Source organism: Ferrovibrio sp., assembly GCF_036381655.1.
GTDB lineage: Bacteria > Pseudomonadota > Alphaproteobacteria > Ferrovibrionales > Ferrovibrionaceae > Ferrovibrio.
In genome coordinates, this window is record NZ_DASVCJ010000014.1 from 1 (window position 1) to 16,006 (window position 16,006).

Genomic DNA, 16,006 nt, shown 5'->3' on the forward strand with positions numbered 1-16,006 from the left:
GCTCCGAAAGGCAGCTGAACGCAGTGTCGAGGCAACATGGCAACGTATCGGAAGCCTGCTGGACCGCTTCCCGCCACAGGAATGCGCAAACTATCTCAGGAACGCTGGCTATGCTTCGATCTAACGGGATTCCGGTCTAGAACCGCCCCTCTTTCAGGAAGCGCAGCACGGCGGCGATCACGCGCGGATCGCCCGGCAGGAAGCTGTGCCCGGCATCGACGGCGACGCTGTCGCTGGCCCCGGCCAGCGCGGCGGAGTCGCATTCCACGGTGCCGTCGCTCGGCTCCTGCGCATGATGCAGCCAGTTGATCCAGGCGCTCGGGTTGAGCGGATGAAAGCGCCGCGTGCCGAAGACGATGCCGATTTCGGTTGCCGGGCAGCCGAGATCGGCCAGCCCGACGGCATCGCGCGCAAGCTCATGCGCCGGACGGCCCAGCAATCCGGGCAACCAGCGCAGCAGCGGCTTGCGCTGCAGGCGGGAGACCGCGAGCGCGCCGCGGTTGGGCGTGCCGATCAGCACGATGCGGCCAAGCCTGAGCGAAGCCGGCGGCTCTCCGCCGAAGGAATTGCTCAAGGCGGCGCGGACGATCAGGCCGCCGAGCGAATGGCCGACGAAATGCGTGCGCGCATCGCCCGGCAGGGCGGCGCAGCGCGCGCGGCATTGCCGGACAAGATCGGCGATGCCGCGGCTGCGGCTCGGATAGCCCCAGTTCTCGACCATGTAGCCGGCCTCGCGCAGGGCCGCCGCCAGACGCGCCATGCTCCATCGCGTGCGCGACAGGCCGTGCAGAAGGACCACGCGTTCCCGCTCCAGCTCCATACGGGCAAAATAGCAATATTCCCCAAGTGCCGATACGCGGCTGCTGCCAGGCTCGCCGCCTTGCAACGAGGGGAGATGCAGCATGAATGCCTTTCTCGATGCCCTGCAGGCGCAGGGGCCGGCCGATGACTGCGGCGGCAAGATGGCTCTTTACGCCTGGCTGATCGGCAGCTGGGAGATCGACACGGTGGAGACCGCGCCCGATGGCGACGTGCGCCGCCGGATCGGCGAATGGCATTTCGGCTGGGCGCTGGAAGGCCGCGCGATCCAGGATGTCTGGATCGTGCCGAAGCGCGGCGCGCGCCATGCCGCCGATGCCGTGGCCGATGCGGCCTATTACGGCACGACCTTGCGCGTCTACGATCCGCGCATCGATGCCTGGCACATCCGCTGGACCGATCCGGTCGCGCAGGCCTATCTCAGCCAGATCGGCCGCAAGGAGGGCGATGCGATCGTGCAGGAGGGCAAGGACGCGCTCGGCAAGTCGCGGCGCTGGAGCTTTACGGAGATCGCGCCGGATTCATTCCTGTGGCGCGGCGAGGTCTCGGAAGACGGCGGCACGACCTGGTTCACGCATATGGAATTCCGGGCCCGACGGACGGCGGGATGATTACGCCGCCTTGTCGGCGCCGACCTTGGCGGCGAGCTGGGCCGCCATGAAGGGATCGAGCTTGCCGTCCAGCACGCCCTGCGTGTCGCTGGTCTCCAGCTCGGTCCGCAAATCCTTCACCATCTGGTACGGGTGCAGGACATACGAGCGGATCTGGTGGCCCCAGCCGATATCGCTCTTGCTGTCGAAGGCGGCCTGCTTCTCGGCCTCGCGCTTCTGCAGTTCCCGCTCATACAGCCGGGCCTTGAGCATCTTCATCGCTTCGTCGCGGTTGCGATGCTGGCTCTTGTTGGTCTGGCAGGCGACGACGATGCCGGACGGGATATGCGTGATGCGCACCGCCGAGTCCGTCTTGTTGACGTGCTGGCCGCCGGCGCCCGAGGCGCGGTAGGTATCGACGCGCAGATCCTTGTCCAGGATTTCGATCTCGATGGTGTCGTCGATCACCGGATAGGCGCCGACCGAGGCGAAGCTGGTATGCCGCCGCGCGTTGGAATCGAATGGCGAGATGCGCACCAGGCGATGCACGCCGCTTTCGTTCTTCAGCCAGCCATAGGCATTCGGACCGGAAACCTTGATGGTGGCCGACTTGATGCCGGCCTCCTCGCCTTCGCTCTCTTCGATGAACTCGACCTTGTAGCCGTGCCGCTCGGCCCAGCGCACATACATGCGCAGCAGCATCGAGGCCCAGTCCTGGCTTTCGGTGCCGCCGGCGCCGGCATGCACCTCGAGGAAGCTGTCATTGGCATCCGCCTCGCCCGACAGCAGGCTTTCCAGCCGCGCCGTGCCGACCTCCTCGCGCAGATGCTCGATCGCGGCTTCCGCCTCGGCGACGACGGCGGCATCGTTCTCCGCCTCGCCCAGTTCGATCAGGCCGATATTGTCCTCCAGCGCCTGTTCGAGCCGGCGCTGGGTGCCGATCTGCCGGTCCAGCCGGTTGCGCTCGCGCATGACCGCCTGCGCTTCGGCCGGATTGTTCCAGAGGCTGCTGTCTTCCGCTTTCGCGTTCAGTTCTTCGAGGCGTTTGACCGAGTGATCCCAGTCAAAGAGACCTCCTCAGCAGTTCCAGCGACTGCTTGATTTCATCGGCCATCGCCTTGATTTCGGCGCGCATAACCTAACCCGTACGTCGATTGTCGTCGTTGCGCCGGACCATACGGAGTCCGACCTGTTTCGTCAAATATCCCGATTACCCGCGCGCCTGTTTGACCAGCTGGCGCAGGGAATCGAGCGAAACGGCGCCGGGGATCAGTTCGCCGCCGACGATGAAGCCCGGCGTGCCCTCGATGCCGAGCTTTTGCGCCAGCGCCAGATTGGCGCGCAGGGCCTGCTCGACCCTCGGGTCTTCCATATCGGCCTTCAGGGCGGTCACGTCGAGACCCGCCTCGCCGGCCATGCGGAAGACCTCGGCTTCGGTGAGCTGGCCATGGAAGCCCATCATGGCGTCGTGGAAGGCGTAGTATCTCGTCCCCTTCTGCTGCGCCAGCGCCGCCACCGCGGCACGCGAGGCCAGCACGCTGTCCGGCCCCAGCACCGGCAGCTCCTTGAGGATCAGGCGGATCTTGCCGTCCTCCTTCAGCAGCGCCTGCAGATGCGGCTGCATCTGCTTGCAATAGGGGCAGCGGTAATCGAAGAACTCGACGATCGTAACGTCGCCCTTCGGATTGCCGGCCACGAAGGAATGGCCGTCGTTGAACACTTCCTTGGCATTGGCGGCGATCGCCGCCCGCGAAGCCTGGGCCGCCTGTTCCTGCTGCCTGGCATCGAGCGCATGCATGGCATCGACCAGGATTTCCGGATTCTTCACCAGGATCTCATGCACCAGCGTCTCGAGCGCCTTTTTCTGCTCGGGCGTGAACGGCTCGGACGCCTGCTGGGCAACAGCGGCCGGGCCGGCGAACAGGGCGAACAGCACCAGGGCCGGGGCCAGGACCGCCCTCAGGAAACCGGCGAAACGGAAAAACGACATGTCTGATGATCCTTGCTGATGTTGCCGCACTATCCCCCGCCACACCGGTTCGGGCAAGCCACGAGACCGTGAGTCGGCTGATACCGGATCAACGCCGGTTGCGCTGTTCGCGCTGTTCGTCCTTGGCGGCAGAGATGATGTCCTGGGCGCGCAGCCAGCCCGGCGAGCCCTCTGGCAGGATATGGGCGGCGCGCTCGGCAAGTCCCCTGGCGTCGCGCAGGGCGCCGATCACCAGATAGCGCTCGGCCGAGGCCAGCGAGGCCTGGCCGATATCGCCGGTGCGGCCATAGGCCGAGGCAAGCTGCTGCCAGGCCATGCTGTTGTCCGGCTCCTTCAAGGTGACGTCCTTGAGGATGCGGATCGCCTCCGGCAGGCGGCTGCCGTCCTCCAGCGCCACCAGCCTTTGGCCGACGCCGAGCGCGATCAGCGGTTCGTTGGGCGCCAGCCGGTAAGCCGTCTCGATGGCCGGCAGCGATTCCGCCACCTTGCCCTGATTGAACAGGATGTCGGCCTTCAGTTCACGAAAGTAAGGATCGTTCGGATACTGCCCGATCAGCGACTCGGTTTCGCTCATGGCGCGGCTGAAATCGAGGGCGCGGAAGTAGGCGAACGCCCGGGCATAGCGGCCGTAGAGGCTGGTATCGCTTTCCGGATATTGCTGCAGCGTGCGTTCCAGCCCGTCGAGATAGCCGACCAGCTTGGCCTGCATGCGCTTGAACCGCTCGATATTCTCCGGCGTGTCCTTGGCATTCCTGTAAGGCGAGCGCGATAGCCTGGATTCCAGCGCGGCGACGCGCTCCGGGGTCAGGGGGTGGCTGCGCACATACGGATCCTGGCGACCGACGGTGAGCGCTTCCTGATTGCCGATGATGCGCAGAAACTCGATCAGGCCGCTGACCGACTGATGCGTCGCTTCTAGATAGGTGGCGCCGGCCTGATCGGCCGAGGATTCCTGCCCGCGGGTATAGGCCAGGAAATTGCGTTCGGCGACCTGCTGGCCGCCCAGGATCGCGGCCGCCGCGCCCTCGCCCGAGCCGGCGACTGCGGCGGCGGCGCCAAACAGCATGGAGAGGATCATCACCGTGCTGGCGCTATCCATGGCATCGCCCATGCGGGCCAGATGGCCGCCGGCGATATGGCCGATTTCGTGGGCCAGCACGCCGATCACCTGGGCCGGCCGCTCGGCCCGCATCAAAAGGCCGGTATTGATGAAGATGCGCTGGCCGCCGGCGACGAAGGCATTGAGCACCCGGTCATTGACCAGATGCACCGAGATCGAGTCATTGGCCAGCCCGGCCGCCGCGAAGAGTGGCGCGGCATAAACCCGGATGGTATTTTCGACTTCGGCGTCGCGCACCAGGGAAGCGCCGCGGCGCTGGGCCTCGGCCGCGGTTGGCAGGACCGTCGTGGAGGCCGCCATCAGCACGGCGCAGCCGATAGCGAGAGACGAACGGATGAGGGACCTGCGAGCGGCCATGGTGAAGTATTGCCCCGAGAACACGGCGAAACGACGGCAGTCCGGCTTAGGTAAGCGCACCGCGCTGGTGCGTCAATGCGCCCTGCCCGTCCTGGTGGTGACTCTGCTTGCCAGTTGCTCGAATTCCGACGAAAACGCCGGCGTGAACCCGGGTCAGATCGATTACCTGAGCGGCTTCATCGGCGGTGTGGTGGCGGACGAGCCGCGCGCCGCCCTCATCGGGCGGGACATTCTTTCCGCCGGCGGCTCGGCCGCGGACGCCGTCACGGCGGCCGCCCTGACCCTGGCGGTGACCTATCCGAATGGCGCCGCCCTGGGCGGCGGCGGCATCTGCGTCGTCGGCGATGCGGCGCGCAAGCGGGCCGAGACCATCGAGTTTCCTGCCGTGGCCGCCAAGGCCGGCGGGCCGATAGCGGTGCCCGGCATGGTGCGCGGCCTCGGCCTGCTGCAGGGCCGTTACGGCAGGCTGCGCTGGGCCCAGACGGTGGCGCCGGCCGAGCAGATCGCGCGCTTTGGCGACGGCGCCAGCCGCGCCTTCATCCAGGCGACCCAGCAATCGCAGCCGCCGGCCGCCGGCGATCCGGCGCTGCAAACCGTGATCGGCGGCCAGAACGGCATCCTGGCCGAGGGCGAGCGCCGCACCCAGCCGAAACTCGCCGCCGTGCTGGCCCGCCTGCGCGGCGCCGGCCCGGCCGATTTCTATCAGGGCGGCCTGTCGCAGACCCTGCTGTCGGATATCGCCGCGGCCGGCGGCAGGATCACGGAGGAAGAGCTGCGCAGCTATGCCGCCGATATCGGCAAGCCGCTCAAGCTGCCGTTCGAGAACAGCGTCGAACTCTACACCTCGAACAATGCCGGCGGCGGTGCGATCGCCGCCTGGCTGATCGAGCAGTCCTATGATGGCGGCAGCCTGATCGGCACGGCGAAATTCCAGCCCGAGAAATTCGTCGCGGCGCTCGGCCAGGCCTATCGCGGCACGACCGCCGCGCCGCAGGAAGGCTATGGCTCCAGCAGCATCGCCGCCATCGACCGCAACGGCCTGTCGGTGGCCTGCGCCTTCAGCATGGGAACGGATTTCGGCGCGCGGAAGGTGGGCCGGGAAACCGGCGTGCTGTTCGCCTCGCCCTATGGCGTGCCGGGCGACGAGACGCCGTATCTGACCGTGCTGGTCGGCATCAATCCGCGCGTCAATCAGAGCTTCTTCGCCGCCGGCGCCGCCGGCGGACCGACCGCCGCGGCGGCCTTGGCGGAAAGCGTGTTGCGGGCCGGCCTGACCAGGGTGGAGAAAGGCGCGGCCTCGGTGGCATTGGCCGCGCCGCGCCAATTCCAGGCCGGGCCGCAGGCGCCGCTTTTATACGAGCCGGGCACCGATCCGGAGGTGCTGAACGCCATCGGCAGCCGCGGCATCACGGCGACGCAGAGCGGCCCGATCGGCCGGGTCAATCTGGCCTATTGCAGCAACGGCGTGCCGCGCGCGCCGGAAACCTGCAGCTTCGCCGCCGACCGCCGCGGCTATGGCCTGGCGACCGGCCATCTGTTCTGAAATTTCGTGTTCCGGGTGCGGAGTAAGGGTATGCAACCATCGAAACGCGGCGCCATCGATCCCTTCTTCGTCATGGAAGTGATGAAGGCCGCTGCCGAACGCAAGGCCGCGGGCGGCGACGTCATCCATATGGAGGTCGGCCAGCCCTCGACGCCGGCGCCGCGCAAGGCGATCGAAGCGGCCACGGCGGCAGCCCGGCGCGATCCGCTCGGCTATACGCTGGCGCTCGGCATCCCGGAGCTGCGCAACGCGATTGCCAGGCATTACCGCGACTACTACGGCCTCGCCGTGCCGGCGGAGCGTATCGTGGTCACCACCGGCTCCTCGGCGGGCTTCCAGCTTGCCTTCCTTGCCGCCTTCGATGCCGGCGACAAGGTTGTCCTGGGCGAGCCGGCCTACCCGGCCTATCGCAACATCCTGCGCGCACTCGATCTGATGCCGGCGATGATCGTCACCGAACTGGAGACGCGCTTTCAGCCGACGCCGGCGATGATCAACGCCCAGGCGCCGGATGCGAAAGGCGTGCTGGTGGCGAGTCCGGCCAATCCGACCGGCACGATGCTGACGCCGGCGGCCCTCAAGGCGCTGGTCGACGACTGCGCGGCGAAGAAGCGCTGGCTGATCGTCGACGAAATCTATCACGGCATCACCTATGGCGGACGCGCGCAATCGGTGCTGGCGCTGACCGATCAGGCGATCGTCATCAACAGCTTCTCGAAATACTTCTCGATGACCGGCTGGCGGCTCGGCTGGATGGTGGTGCCGGAGACTTTGCTGCGGCCGATCGAATGCCTGACGCAGAATTTCTATATCTCGGCGCCCGGCATTTCGCAGGTTGCCGGCGTGGCCGCGCTCTCGGCCTATGACGAGCTTGAGGAAAACGTCGCGCGCTACGCCAGGAACCGCGAGATCCTGCTCAACGAACTGCCGCAGGCCGGCTTCGACCGCCTGGCGCAGGCCGACGGCGCCTTCTACCTCTATGCCGATATCAGCCGCTTCACCAACGACGCGGCTGCCTTCTGCCAGAAGATGCTGAGCGAGACCGGCATTGCGGCGACGCCCGGCTTCGATTTCGACCGCGGCCGCGGCCATTACTTCATGCGCTTTTCCTTCGCCGGCGCCACCGAGCGCATGATCGAAGCGGCGAAGCGGCTGAAAGACTGGCGGAAGTGAGGCGACAGGCGGCTAGGCCGCTGCGTCCAGCCGGAACGCCACGAATTCGCCCTCGAAGCGCCCGGCCGCTTCGCCCTCGGAACGGATGAGCGAGACCGCGCGGATGCGGGCGCGGCCTTTGCGCGCCAGCATCTTGCAGAAGGCCGGCCAGGCCGATGCATCCGCAAGCGATGCGGTGGCGGTAAAGGCCGCCGGAACCGGCCGGTCGTAATCCATCCGGTTCGACTGGATCACCAGCCGGCTTCGAAGCCCTTTTGCATTGAGGCGCAGGTTTATCAGGGACCAGGCCGAGAGGATCGCCAGAGCCGATATGCTGCCCCCGAAAGCCGTGTTGCGGTGATTGAGGTTCGGCGCAAGCGGAGCGGACAAGGTCACTGCATCACAAGCGGCGGAAACGACCGCAACCTGCATCGCCGCCGAGAGCGGGATATGGGCATGCAAATAGGCCTCGAGTTGGCCTGCTGCGTCGTTCGTCATTCGCCGCCCATGGCGCCCTCGCCCCGCCGGAACGGATCAGAGCAGGACGCGCCGGTTGAGGCCTACACCGCCGCCGCGAGCGTCTTGGCCATATGGACCAGTTCGCGGCCTTCATGCAGCTCGATGCCGGTCTCGACATAGCCGAGATGGGCATAGAGCTGCCGGTTGTCGGTGAACAGCGCGTTGGTGTAAAGGCGGATTTCGGTCAGGCCGCGCTTGCGCGCCTCGGCCTCGGCGAAATCGAGCAGGCGGCGGCCGAGACCGACGCCCTGCTGCGTCGGATCGACGGCGACGCTCCAGATCAGCAGGTGATCCGCAGCCGTGCGCAACACCAGCGCACCGGCCAGCACGTCTTCGGCGCCATCGACCACCCAGACCTCGTATTCCTCCAGGAGGCGCCTGGCGTCTTCCGCCATCGGCTGCGGCGCCGTGCCGAGCAGCGGGACATACTTCACATATGCCCGCTTCTGCAGCGCAGCGAGATGCGCCTCGTCCTTCTGGCTGGCGCGGCGGATCGGCGCTTGCTTCACGTGACCACTCTCATCGGCGCCACCAGCCCTTCTTCGGCGCCGGCGGCTCGGCCGGCTTCTCCGCGGCGCCTTCCGGCGTGATCACCACGGCCTCGAAGATGGGTCCCGTGGTCAACTGTTCCGCGGGCGGTGCGGATGCCGGCTCCGGAGGCGCCGATTCAGCGGGCGCCGATTCGGCTGGCGTCGATTCAGCCGGCATCGGTTGAGCGGGCGGCTCGGCAGCCGCGGCCGGTTGCGCCGGCGCCGCTTCGGGGGCGGTTTCCGGCAACACGACATCGTCGGTCACCACCGACGGCGCCGGTTCGACATGCACGCTGCGCTCGGCGGCCTGCGGAATTTCCTGGGGCCGCTTCGCCGGCGGGGAGTCTTCATCCTCGAATTCGTAAGCCGGCAGGCCATCGAACATGGCGCCAAGCGCCGCCGGGGTCATTATCCCGCCCTGGCCACCCGGGTATTCCTGATCCGCGTGGCCCTCGCGCGGCGCTTCGCCCTCGCCCCGGCGCCGGCGCCGGCCGCCACGCCGGCCACGCCGGCGGCGACGACCATCGCCATCGCGCTGATCGAAGGCGGCATCGCCGGCTTCCTCGTCCTGCCCCTCGGCCGTTTCGTCACCGGCTTCCGCCGCCTCGGCCACGGGTTCTCCGGCGGTGTCTTCCTCTTCCGCTCCAGCCGCCTCGGCGCTTGCACCCTCTTCACGCTCATCGCGTGCGGCTTCGTCGCCGCGCCGGCGGCGGCGGCGGCGGCGGCGGCGGCGGCGGCCTTCGCCCTCGCCTTCATCCTCGCTCTCGGCAGCTTCGACGGTCTGAGCATCCTCGGCCTCGGCTGCTTCCGCTTCGCCCTCGGCCTCGGCGGCATAGGCCGTCTCCTGGGTGATCGGACGCGGCGCCTCGCTGCGCGAGGCCAGTTCCGGCCGGTTCACCTCGCCCGGCTGGCGGGTCTTGCTGCGCTCGATGCGGTAATCCGGCGGCACCAGGCTGGCATCGGCCGCGACGATCACCTTCATCACGTAGCGGCGCTCGATATCGGAGATGCGCTCGCGCTTGTGGTTGAGCAGATAGATCGCGACCTCGGCGGACACGGCCACCGTGATCTCGCTGGAGCGGTCGCGGATGCCCTCCTCCTCGATGGCACGCAGTACCTGCAGCGCCGTCGATTCGATCGAACGCACATAGCCGCGGCCCTGGCAATGCGGACACGGCATGGTCGAGCTTTCGATCAGGCTGGGCCGCAGGCGTTGGCGCGACATCTCGAGCAGGCCGAAGGCGGAGATGCGGCCGACCTGAATGCGGGCGCGGTCGCTGCGCAGGCATTCCTTCAGCTTATGCTCGACCTTGCGGATGTTGCGGCCTTCCTCCATGTCGATGAAGTCGATCACCACCAGACCGGCGAGATCGCGCAGGCGCAGCTGGCGGGCGACCTCCTCGGCCGCTTCCAGATTGGTCTTGTAGGCGGTCTCCTCGATATTGTGCTCGCGCGTCGACTTGCCCGAGTTCACGTCGATCGAGACCAGCGCTTCGGTCGGATTGATGACGATATAGCCGCCCGACTTGAGCTGCACGGTCGGCGAGAACATGCTGTCGAGCTGCTGTTCGACCTGATAGCGGTGGAACAGCGGGATCTTGTCCTGATACGGCTTCACGCGGTCGGCGTGATTGGGCATCAGCATCTGCATGAAGTCCTTGGCGCGGCGATAGCCCTGCTCGCCCTCGACAAGAACCTCGTCGATCTCGTCGGAATAGAGGTCGCGGATCGAACGCTTGATCAGATCGGCTTCCTCGTAGATCAGCGCCGGCGCCGAGGATTTCAGGGTCAGCTCGCGGATGCTGTCCCAGGTGCGCAGAAGGAATTCGAAGTCGCGCTTGATCTCCTGCTTCGAGCGCTCCATGCCGGCGGTGCGCACGATCACGCCCATGCCTTCCGGAATGTCCAGCTCGCTGGTGATCGCCTTCAGGCGCTTGCGGTCGGCCTGCGACTGGATCTTGCGCGAAATGCCGCCGCCGCGCGCGGTGTTCGGCATCAGCACGCAATAGCGGCCGGCCAGCGACAAATAGGTGGTCAGCGCCGCGCCCTTGTTACCGCGCTCTTCCTTGACGACCTGCACCAGCATGATCTGCCGGCGCTTGATCACTTCCTGGATCTTGTAGCGGCGGAACACATTGGTGCGGCGGCGACGGCGGCCCTCGTCGTGATCGTCGCCCTTGCCGTTGCCCCTGCCTTCGGCTTCCGGCGCCTCGGCGTCATGAGCTTCGGCATCCTGAGCTTCGACGTCGTGGGCTTCGGCGTCCTGGGCCTCGGCCTCTGCGGTTTCAGCCTCTGCTATTTCGGCGTCCTCGGCTTCGTCCGGCGCCGCATGCCGCTCCTGCGGCGTCAGTTCGGACGGTTCGGCCTCGGTGCGCTCGCCCTCGGCTTCGCCCAGAGCCGCACGGGCTTCGGCGCCTTCGGCCGGCTCGACCTCGGCGGCGACGGTCGGCGGCGCAGCGGCATCGGCCGCGACATTCCAATAGGCAGGCTTGACGATGTCCGCATCCTGGCCGGCGGCCTCGTCGTCGCCATCGCCGAGCGCCGGCGCATCCGGGCTGATCTCTTCGACGGTATCGTAATCGCTGTCGACGATCTCGACGCCTTCGCCGCTGTCCTCGCCGTCGGCCTCATCGGTTGCGGCGGCCGATTTGGCGGCTGCCTTCGCAGCAGCCCGCGCCTCTTCGGCTTCCAGTTCGGCTTCCTCGGCTTCGGCGGCGCGCGCCTCTTCCTCGGCCTGCTGCGCCAGCAGGGCTTCGCGGTCGGCGATCGGAATCTGGTAATAATCGGGGTGGATTTCGCTGAAGGCCAGGAAGCCGTGGCGATTGCCGCCATATTCGACGAAAGCGGCCTGCAGCGAGGGCTCTACGCGGGTGACCCGCGCCAGGTAGATATTGCCCTTGAGGACCTGTTTGGTGGAGGTCTCGAAATCGAATTCTTCGAGACGGGTTCCCTTGACGACAACGACCCGAGTTTCCTCGAGGTGCGTTGCATCGATCAGCATACGCATGCCCATACGGCATAATTCCTACGGCGCGGCGCCGCCCGCGCGAATAACAAACGGCGGCGCGCCTTTGTTGTCGAAGCCAGCAGCGGGCGGGCCGGCCCAGTGCGGCAAGGCCGCAATGGTAGTGGTCCGCAGGGCCAATCGGGGGGCGCTGAATTCGCGGGTCACAACCCCGCCCAAGCGCGCCGCGCCGGTAGCCTGCCGCGCCACCATCAGACCGAGCCGGACCGGCTGGCCGAGGGACGCTTCGAAGTTCACTCCAGATCCGGACTGTCTTGAGCGCAGCTGCCGAGGCCTCTCTGCCCAGGCCGCCTCCTTCGGGCTGGCATCTGGATATGCAGGTGGGCTCACCGCCGATGCGCCGATCTTGCGGCCATTGGGCTATGCTTGGGGGCTATGCCTGGCTGGACCGCGAGATCTGACTCGGATATTCGCGACTGCATGCTACGCTGTCGCGGGGCAGCGCCACAAGGTCTTTGTTGCCACAGTCCTGTCGCAACCGGGGGTGACTTCCATCAAGCTACTGTTCCAATTGGTTTTTCTCGTCGCCTTGACAGCCCAGACCGCATTGGCGGAAGGCCGCCCCGATTCGCGGCAGGACAGCTTGAGGATCACAGGCCTGGAACTTGGCCTCAATGCCGGCCTGACCCGCCTGGTGATCGACGCCTCGGCGCCGCTCGAGGCAAGCCTGGCGGCCGCCGAGGACGGCCTCGGCCTGGTGCTGACCCTCCCGGCGGCGAGCTGGGCGGCACCGCCGCCGCGCCGGCAGGCGGCCGGCCTGATCGGGCGGGCGGACCAGCCGGTCATCGCCGCCGATCATATCACGCTGGCGCTTCAACTGATCGAACCGGCCGTGGTCGAGCGGGCTTTCCGCCTGCCGCCGGCCGGCACTGCCGCCGCCGGGCCGGTCGGCGGCCGTTACCGGCTGGTGATCGACCTGCGTCCGGCCGATCCGGCCGCATTTGCCGCCGCCTTCGCCGCGCCGGTCGCCCTGCCGCTGCAATCGAGCGCCGATATCCTGCCGCCGCCGCCCCTGCACCAGCAGCGCCGGCTGGTTGTGCTCGACCCCGGCCATGGCGGCCAGGATCCCGGCGCGATCAGCGCCTCCGGCCGCTATGAAAAAGACGTCACGCTGGCGGTGGCGCAGGCGGTGGCGGCGAGACTGAAGCGCACCGGCCAGTACCGCGTGCTGCTGACCCGCGAGAGCGACCGCTTCATCCGTCTGCAGCAGAGGGTTGCCTTCGCCCGCCAGCATGAGGCCGACCTGTTCCTGTCGGTCCACGCCGACAGCCTCGCTGGCGATCACGGCCTGCGGGGCGCCGGCATCTATACTTTGGCCAAGGCGGCGACCGACATGGAGGCCGAGGCGCTGGCGCTGCGCGAAAACAAGGCGGACATGCTGGCGGAAAGCGCGCCGGAAGCCGAACTCGACGACGTCGTCTCCATCCTGCTCGACCTTGCCTCGCGCGATACGGCGCGGTTGTCCAGCCGCTTCGCCGGCCTGCTCGGCGCCAGCTTGAGCGCCCATATCCCGCTTCGGCCCAAGGCGCTGCGGGCGGCGAATTTCCGGGTGCTCACCGCGCCGGATATACCCTCGGTGCTGCTCGAACTGGGCTATCTGTCGAATCCGAAGGACGAGGCGCTGCTGTTTTCCGATGCCGGCCGGGCCGAACTGGCCGACGCCGTCGCCGCCGCCATCGACCGCTTCTTCGGCGTCGAGGTGCCGCAGGCGGTGCGGTAACCGGGCCGGTCGCCAAGCCGCCTGGCGATTTCGAGGTAGTTCCGAAAAACCCGCCGCTATCCGTATGAGCGCCTCGGCGGCGCCTTCGCCTTTGCTAGAATCGCGGCCTCGATTGAAGGCAAGGAAGATGCTCTGCCGTTTCGCTGCCGTCCTGACGCTCGCTCTTCTCATCGGCATGCAAAATGCCGCGGCGCAATCCCAGACCGCCGCGGCGCAATCTGCCATCCCGGACGAGCAGCGCGTGGAGGCCGAGCGCGGCCAGTATTTCGCCGAGCTGTATTGCGCACGCTGCCATTCGATCGATCCGCTGGCGGTGGCGGCGCTGGACGCGCCGCCCAGCTTTTCCGATATCGCCGCCCAGCACTACACCCGCGAGCAGTTCCGCCAGCGGGTGATGTTCCTGCCGCATAATCCGATGCCGCGCCTGATCGCCTCGGAGCGCGATTTCGACAGCGTCTTCGCCTATATCGAAAGCCTGGAGACCGCCGAGTAAGATGTGGCTGGCTTGCGCTCACGCGCCGGCGGCGCCCGATCTTGCGATCGGAAAGAGATAGATGTTGCGCGCGAGCGGCCGCATGGTCGCGGCACGCGCCAGCGCCTTGCGCGCCTCGAAGGAACGCCCCTGGTCGAACAGGACCGAGGCGAGATTGGCATAGGCCGCGGCATAGTCGGGGCGCAGCGCGATGGCGCGGCGGCAATGCGCTTCGGCCTGCTTGAGCTTCTTCTGCAGACGCAGGACATCGCCCAGATTGCTATGCGCCTGCGCCAGCCGGGGCTTCATCGCGATCGCCCGGCGCAGGGCCTCTTCCGCCTCGTCGAGCCGGCAAAGCAGTTTCAAGGCGTGCCCCAGATTGTTATAGGCGGCGACCAGGCGCGGCTCCAGCGCGATCGCCTGCTCGTAGACGGCGACCGCATCCTCGATCCTGCCGTCCAGCTGCAAGGCTACGCCGAGATTATAATGCGCCCGGGCGCAGTGGGGGTCGAGCAGGATGGCATGGGCAAGGCAGTCAATCGCCGCTTCCAGCCGGCCATCCTCGCAGGCGATCACGCCGAGACCGCGCCAGGCGGAGGCGATGCCCGGATAGGAGCGCAGCACGAGCTGGTAGAGGTTGCGGGCCTGATCGCGGTCTCCGGCGCGGTGGCGGCGATGCGCCAGCCCGTTGACGCGCTCCGCCATGCCGCGGTCGAGGCCGAGGCCGATGGCAGCAAGGCCGCGTATCTCGCCGCTGCCGGCCGCCGTCAGGAGGTCGGGCCGGTCCGCCGTCATTGCGCCGCTTCCCATTGCCAGGCCGGCGGGCGGCTGATTTCCGCCTGCGCCAGCGTGTCGCTCGGCTTTTCCGGCAGGGCGCAGACGCGCATGGTCAGCGGCGCCTTCGCCCCAGGCAGGCAGATCGGCCGGGTGTCGCATTGCCCCGCGGCCAGCGGCGGCAGATCCGGCAGGGCCTGGCGGCAGATCGCGCTGACCGCGGCGTTGTCGGCAAGGTCGAGGGCCTTCATCACGCTTTCATCGGCCGCGCCGCCATTCTGAATGGTCGGTGCGTCGACGCCGCCCGGCGACATCGCGCCGCCCTTTCCTTCGCCGCCGCCGATCAATGCCTGGGCCACGCCGGCAACTGCCAACGGCGTGCAGGCGCCAAGCAGCAGCGCGGCGAACAGAACCGTCGCCGTGCCGCCGCGGATCACGACTTGCCGTCCTGCCGGGCGGCGTTGGCGCCGGCGCCGCTGCGGATCAGCCAGAGCCGGGCGGCTTCACCGGCATCGAGAATCTGCTGCTTCGGCATCTTGGCGGAGAGGCGGCGGACCAGTTCGGCAGCGCGCCGGCCGGTTTCGCCGTCATTGCCTGCCGCAGCCAGCATCAGCCATTTCATGCCGTCCACCGGGTCCGCCTTGCCGCCCTGTCCCTGCATCTCCATGAGACCCAGGTTGAACTGCGAAGGCGGATAGCCGAGTTCGGCGGCGCGCTTGTACCATTCCAGCGCCTTGGCCTGATCCTGCGTGACGCCGCTGCCGGACTGATACAGCCAGGCGAGATTGTGGATCGCGCCCGGCAGGCCGGCCTGGGCCGCCTCATGGATGAGATTGAAGCCGCGCGGCGCGTCCTCGGCGATGCCGCGTCCTTCGACGAGCAGCATGCCGAAATTCGCCTTGGCCTCCATCAGGCCCTGCGCCGCGGCCTTTTCCATCAGGATGGCGGCCGTCCCCTCATCCCGCTGCACGCCCTCGCCGCGCAGCAGCAATTGCGCCAGCGCATTCTCGGCATTGGGATTGCCGCGTTCGACGGCGGCGCGGTAGTAGTTGACGGCGGCATCCAGATTCTTCTGCACCAGCACGCCGCGGTGATACAGCGCGCCAAGCGCAAAGGCGGCATTCGCCTGCCCGCCTTTCGCCGCCTTCTCCAGGAGGGCAACGGCCTTGCCGATATTCTCCTGGCCGGCATTGCCGGTCAGATAGATCACTCCCAGCTTGTATTCCGCTTCGTGATCGCCCTGCGCCGCTGCCGCCGTCAGGTCATTGAGCTGCTTCTGGTCCGGCGTGAGCGATGGCTGCGCGCCGGCGGCGGCCGCCCAGAGCGCGAGACAGAACGTGGCCGCGAAAAACGCTTTTGCCCGGGATCGCAGTTTCGACATCTCATCCCACTCCC

The 16,006-nt window shown here is 67.6% G+C and carries 16 protein-coding genes; 5 read left to right on the plus strand and 11 right to left on the minus strand.

The features are described from left to right. Positions 1 to 136 precede the first annotated feature (136 nt). Positions 137 to 904, minus strand: coding sequence for an alpha/beta hydrolase (locus tag VF194_RS02740; RefSeq protein WP_330887789.1), 768 nt, complete (start codon positions 902 to 904; stop codon positions 137 to 139). Here VF194_RS02740 and VF194_RS02745 point away from each other — a divergent pair. Beyond that, positions 903 to 1,430 carry a hypothetical protein gene (locus VF194_RS02745; RefSeq protein ID WP_330887791.1) on the plus strand — a complete coding sequence of 176 codons (528 nt, stop codon included), beginning with the start codon at positions 903 to 905 and terminating at the stop codon, positions 1,428 to 1,430. The two genes, VF194_RS02740 and VF194_RS02745, sit on opposite strands and share 2 nt — an antisense overlap. On the opposite strand, the gene prfB is transcribed toward VF194_RS02745, so the two are convergent. From prfB to VF194_RS02760, 3 genes are all read right to left on the minus strand, one after another. Next, positions 1,431 to 2,544 (minus strand): peptide chain release factor 2 gene (prfB, locus tag VF194_RS02750; protein ID WP_330887793.1). Its coding sequence is split into 2 segments (ribosomal slippage): positions 1,431 to 2,474 and positions 2,476 to 2,544, totalling 1,113 coding nucleotides; the frame shifts between segments, so codons are not numbered across the junction. Between the two features lie 75 nt (positions 2,545 to 2,619). Beyond that, complete coding sequence (locus VF194_RS02755; protein WP_330887795.1) at positions 2,620 to 3,399, minus strand: DsbA family protein; 780 nt, start codon at positions 3,397 to 3,399, stop codon at positions 2,620 to 2,622. Between the two features lie 88 nt (positions 3,400 to 3,487). Further along, the gene (locus tag VF194_RS02760) at positions 3,488 to 4,876 is read right to left on the minus strand and encodes a M48 family metalloprotease (RefSeq protein WP_330887797.1); all 1,389 of its coding nucleotides are present in this window, start codon (positions 4,874 to 4,876) and stop codon (positions 3,488 to 3,490) included. Between VF194_RS02760 and VF194_RS02765 the strand changes: the two genes are divergently transcribed. Both VF194_RS02765 and VF194_RS02770 read left to right on the plus strand, forming a co-directional pair. Then, entirely contained in the window at positions 4,854 to 6,419 is a 1,566-nt protein-coding gene (locus tag VF194_RS02765) for a gamma-glutamyltransferase (RefSeq protein WP_330887799.1), read from the plus strand. The genes VF194_RS02760 and VF194_RS02765 overlap by 23 nt on opposite strands. A gap of 30 nt (positions 6,420 to 6,449) precedes the next feature. Continuing rightward, entirely contained in the window at positions 6,450 to 7,592 is a 1,143-nt protein-coding gene (locus tag VF194_RS02770) for a pyridoxal phosphate-dependent aminotransferase (protein ID WP_330887801.1), read from the plus strand. A 12-nt stretch (positions 7,593 to 7,604) separates the two neighbouring features. Here VF194_RS02770 and VF194_RS02775 read toward each other — a convergent pair whose 3' ends face one another. From VF194_RS02775 to VF194_RS02790, 4 genes are all read right to left on the minus strand, one after another. Then, entirely contained in the window at positions 7,605 to 8,069 is a 465-nt protein-coding gene (locus VF194_RS02775) for a YiiD C-terminal domain-containing protein (RefSeq protein WP_330887803.1), read from the minus strand. Between the two features lie 62 nt (positions 8,070 to 8,131). Further along, entirely contained in the window at positions 8,132 to 8,599 is a 468-nt protein-coding gene (locus tag VF194_RS02780; RefSeq protein ID WP_330887805.1) for a GNAT family N-acetyltransferase, read from the minus strand. A 10-nt stretch (positions 8,600 to 8,609) separates the two neighbouring features. Continuing rightward, complete coding sequence (locus tag VF194_RS02785) at positions 8,610 to 11,633, minus strand: Rne/Rng family ribonuclease (protein WP_330887807.1); 3,024 nt, start codon at positions 11,631 to 11,633, stop codon at positions 8,610 to 8,612. A 12-nt stretch (positions 11,634 to 11,645) separates the two neighbouring features. Next, a complete protein-coding gene (locus VF194_RS02790; protein WP_330887809.1) occupies positions 11,646 to 11,882 on the minus strand; it encodes a hypothetical protein in 237 nt (78 codons plus the stop codon). Positions 11,883 to 12,228: 346 nt separating this feature from the next. On the opposite strand from VF194_RS02790, the gene VF194_RS02795 reads away from it, so the two are divergent. Together VF194_RS02795 and VF194_RS02800 are read left to right on the plus strand one after the other, a co-directional pair. Further along, complete coding sequence (locus tag VF194_RS02795) at positions 12,229 to 13,365, plus strand: N-acetylmuramoyl-L-alanine amidase (protein ID WP_330887811.1); 1,137 nt, start codon at positions 12,229 to 12,231, stop codon at positions 13,363 to 13,365. 127 nt (positions 13,366 to 13,492) lie between these two features. After that, the gene (locus VF194_RS02800; protein ID WP_330887813.1) at positions 13,493 to 13,858 is read left to right on the plus strand and encodes a hypothetical protein; all 366 of its coding nucleotides are present in this window, start codon (positions 13,493 to 13,495) and stop codon (positions 13,856 to 13,858) included. An 18-nt stretch (positions 13,859 to 13,876) separates the two neighbouring features. Here the strand turns inward: VF194_RS02800 and VF194_RS02805 are convergent, their stop codons facing one another. From VF194_RS02805 to VF194_RS02815, 3 genes are read right to left on the minus strand one after another with little or no spacing between them, the layout of a single operon-like run. Beyond that, positions 13,877 to 14,632: a tetratricopeptide repeat protein gene (locus VF194_RS02805; protein ID WP_330887815.1), complete on the minus strand. Its 756-nt coding sequence runs from the start codon at positions 14,630 to 14,632 to the stop codon at positions 13,877 to 13,879. Beyond that, positions 14,629 to 15,048 carry a hypothetical protein gene (locus tag VF194_RS02810; RefSeq protein WP_330887817.1) on the minus strand — a complete coding sequence of 140 codons (420 nt, stop codon included), beginning with the start codon at positions 15,046 to 15,048 and terminating at the stop codon, positions 14,629 to 14,631. Before VF194_RS02810 ends, VF194_RS02805 begins: the two co-directional genes overlap by 4 nt. Further along, entirely contained in the window at positions 15,045 to 15,992 is a 948-nt protein-coding gene (locus tag VF194_RS02815) for a tetratricopeptide repeat protein (RefSeq protein WP_330887819.1), read from the minus strand. The genes VF194_RS02810 and VF194_RS02815 overlap by 4 nt, the downstream gene beginning before the upstream one ends. Positions 15,993 to 16,006 lie beyond the last annotated feature (14 nt).

What these genes read in the sequence shown, in the direction of transcription:
- VF194_RS02745 (WP_330887791.1), top strand. Translation starts at nt 903, where the DNA reads ATGAATGCCTTTCTCGATGCCCTGCAGGCGCAGGGGCCGGCCGATGAC.
- VF194_RS02740 (WP_330887789.1), bottom strand. Translation starts at nt 904, where the DNA reads ATGCTGCATCTCCCCTCGTTGCAAGGCGGCGAGCCTGGCAGCAGCCGC.
- VF194_RS02755 (WP_330887795.1), bottom strand. Translation starts at nt 3,399, where the DNA reads ATGTCGTTTTTCCGTTTCGCCGGTTTCCTGAGGGCGGTCCTGGCCCCG.
- VF194_RS02765 (WP_330887799.1), top strand. Translation starts at nt 4,854, where the DNA reads ATGAGGGACCTGCGAGCGGCCATGGTGAAGTATTGCCCCGAGAACACG.
- VF194_RS02760 (WP_330887797.1), bottom strand. Translation starts at nt 4,876, where the DNA reads ATGGCCGCTCGCAGGTCCCTCATCCGTTCGTCTCTCGCTATCGGCTGC.
- VF194_RS02770 (WP_330887801.1), top strand. Translation starts at nt 6,450, where the DNA reads ATGCAACCATCGAAACGCGGCGCCATCGATCCCTTCTTCGTCATGGAA.
- VF194_RS02775 (WP_330887803.1), bottom strand. Translation starts at nt 8,069, where the DNA reads ATGACGAACGACGCAGCAGGCCAACTCGAGGCCTATTTGCATGCCCAT.
- VF194_RS02785 (WP_330887807.1), bottom strand. Translation starts at nt 11,633, where the DNA reads ATGGGCATGCGTATGCTGATCGATGCAACGCACCTCGAGGAAACTCGG.
- VF194_RS02800 (WP_330887813.1), top strand. Translation starts at nt 13,493, where the DNA reads ATGCTCTGCCGTTTCGCTGCCGTCCTGACGCTCGCTCTTCTCATCGGC.
- VF194_RS02805 (WP_330887815.1), bottom strand. Translation starts at nt 14,632, where the DNA reads ATGACGGCGGACCGGCCCGACCTCCTGACGGCGGCCGGCAGCGGCGAG.
- VF194_RS02815 (WP_330887819.1), bottom strand. Translation starts at nt 15,992, where the DNA reads ATGTCGAAACTGCGATCCCGGGCAAAAGCGTTTTTCGCGGCCACGTTC.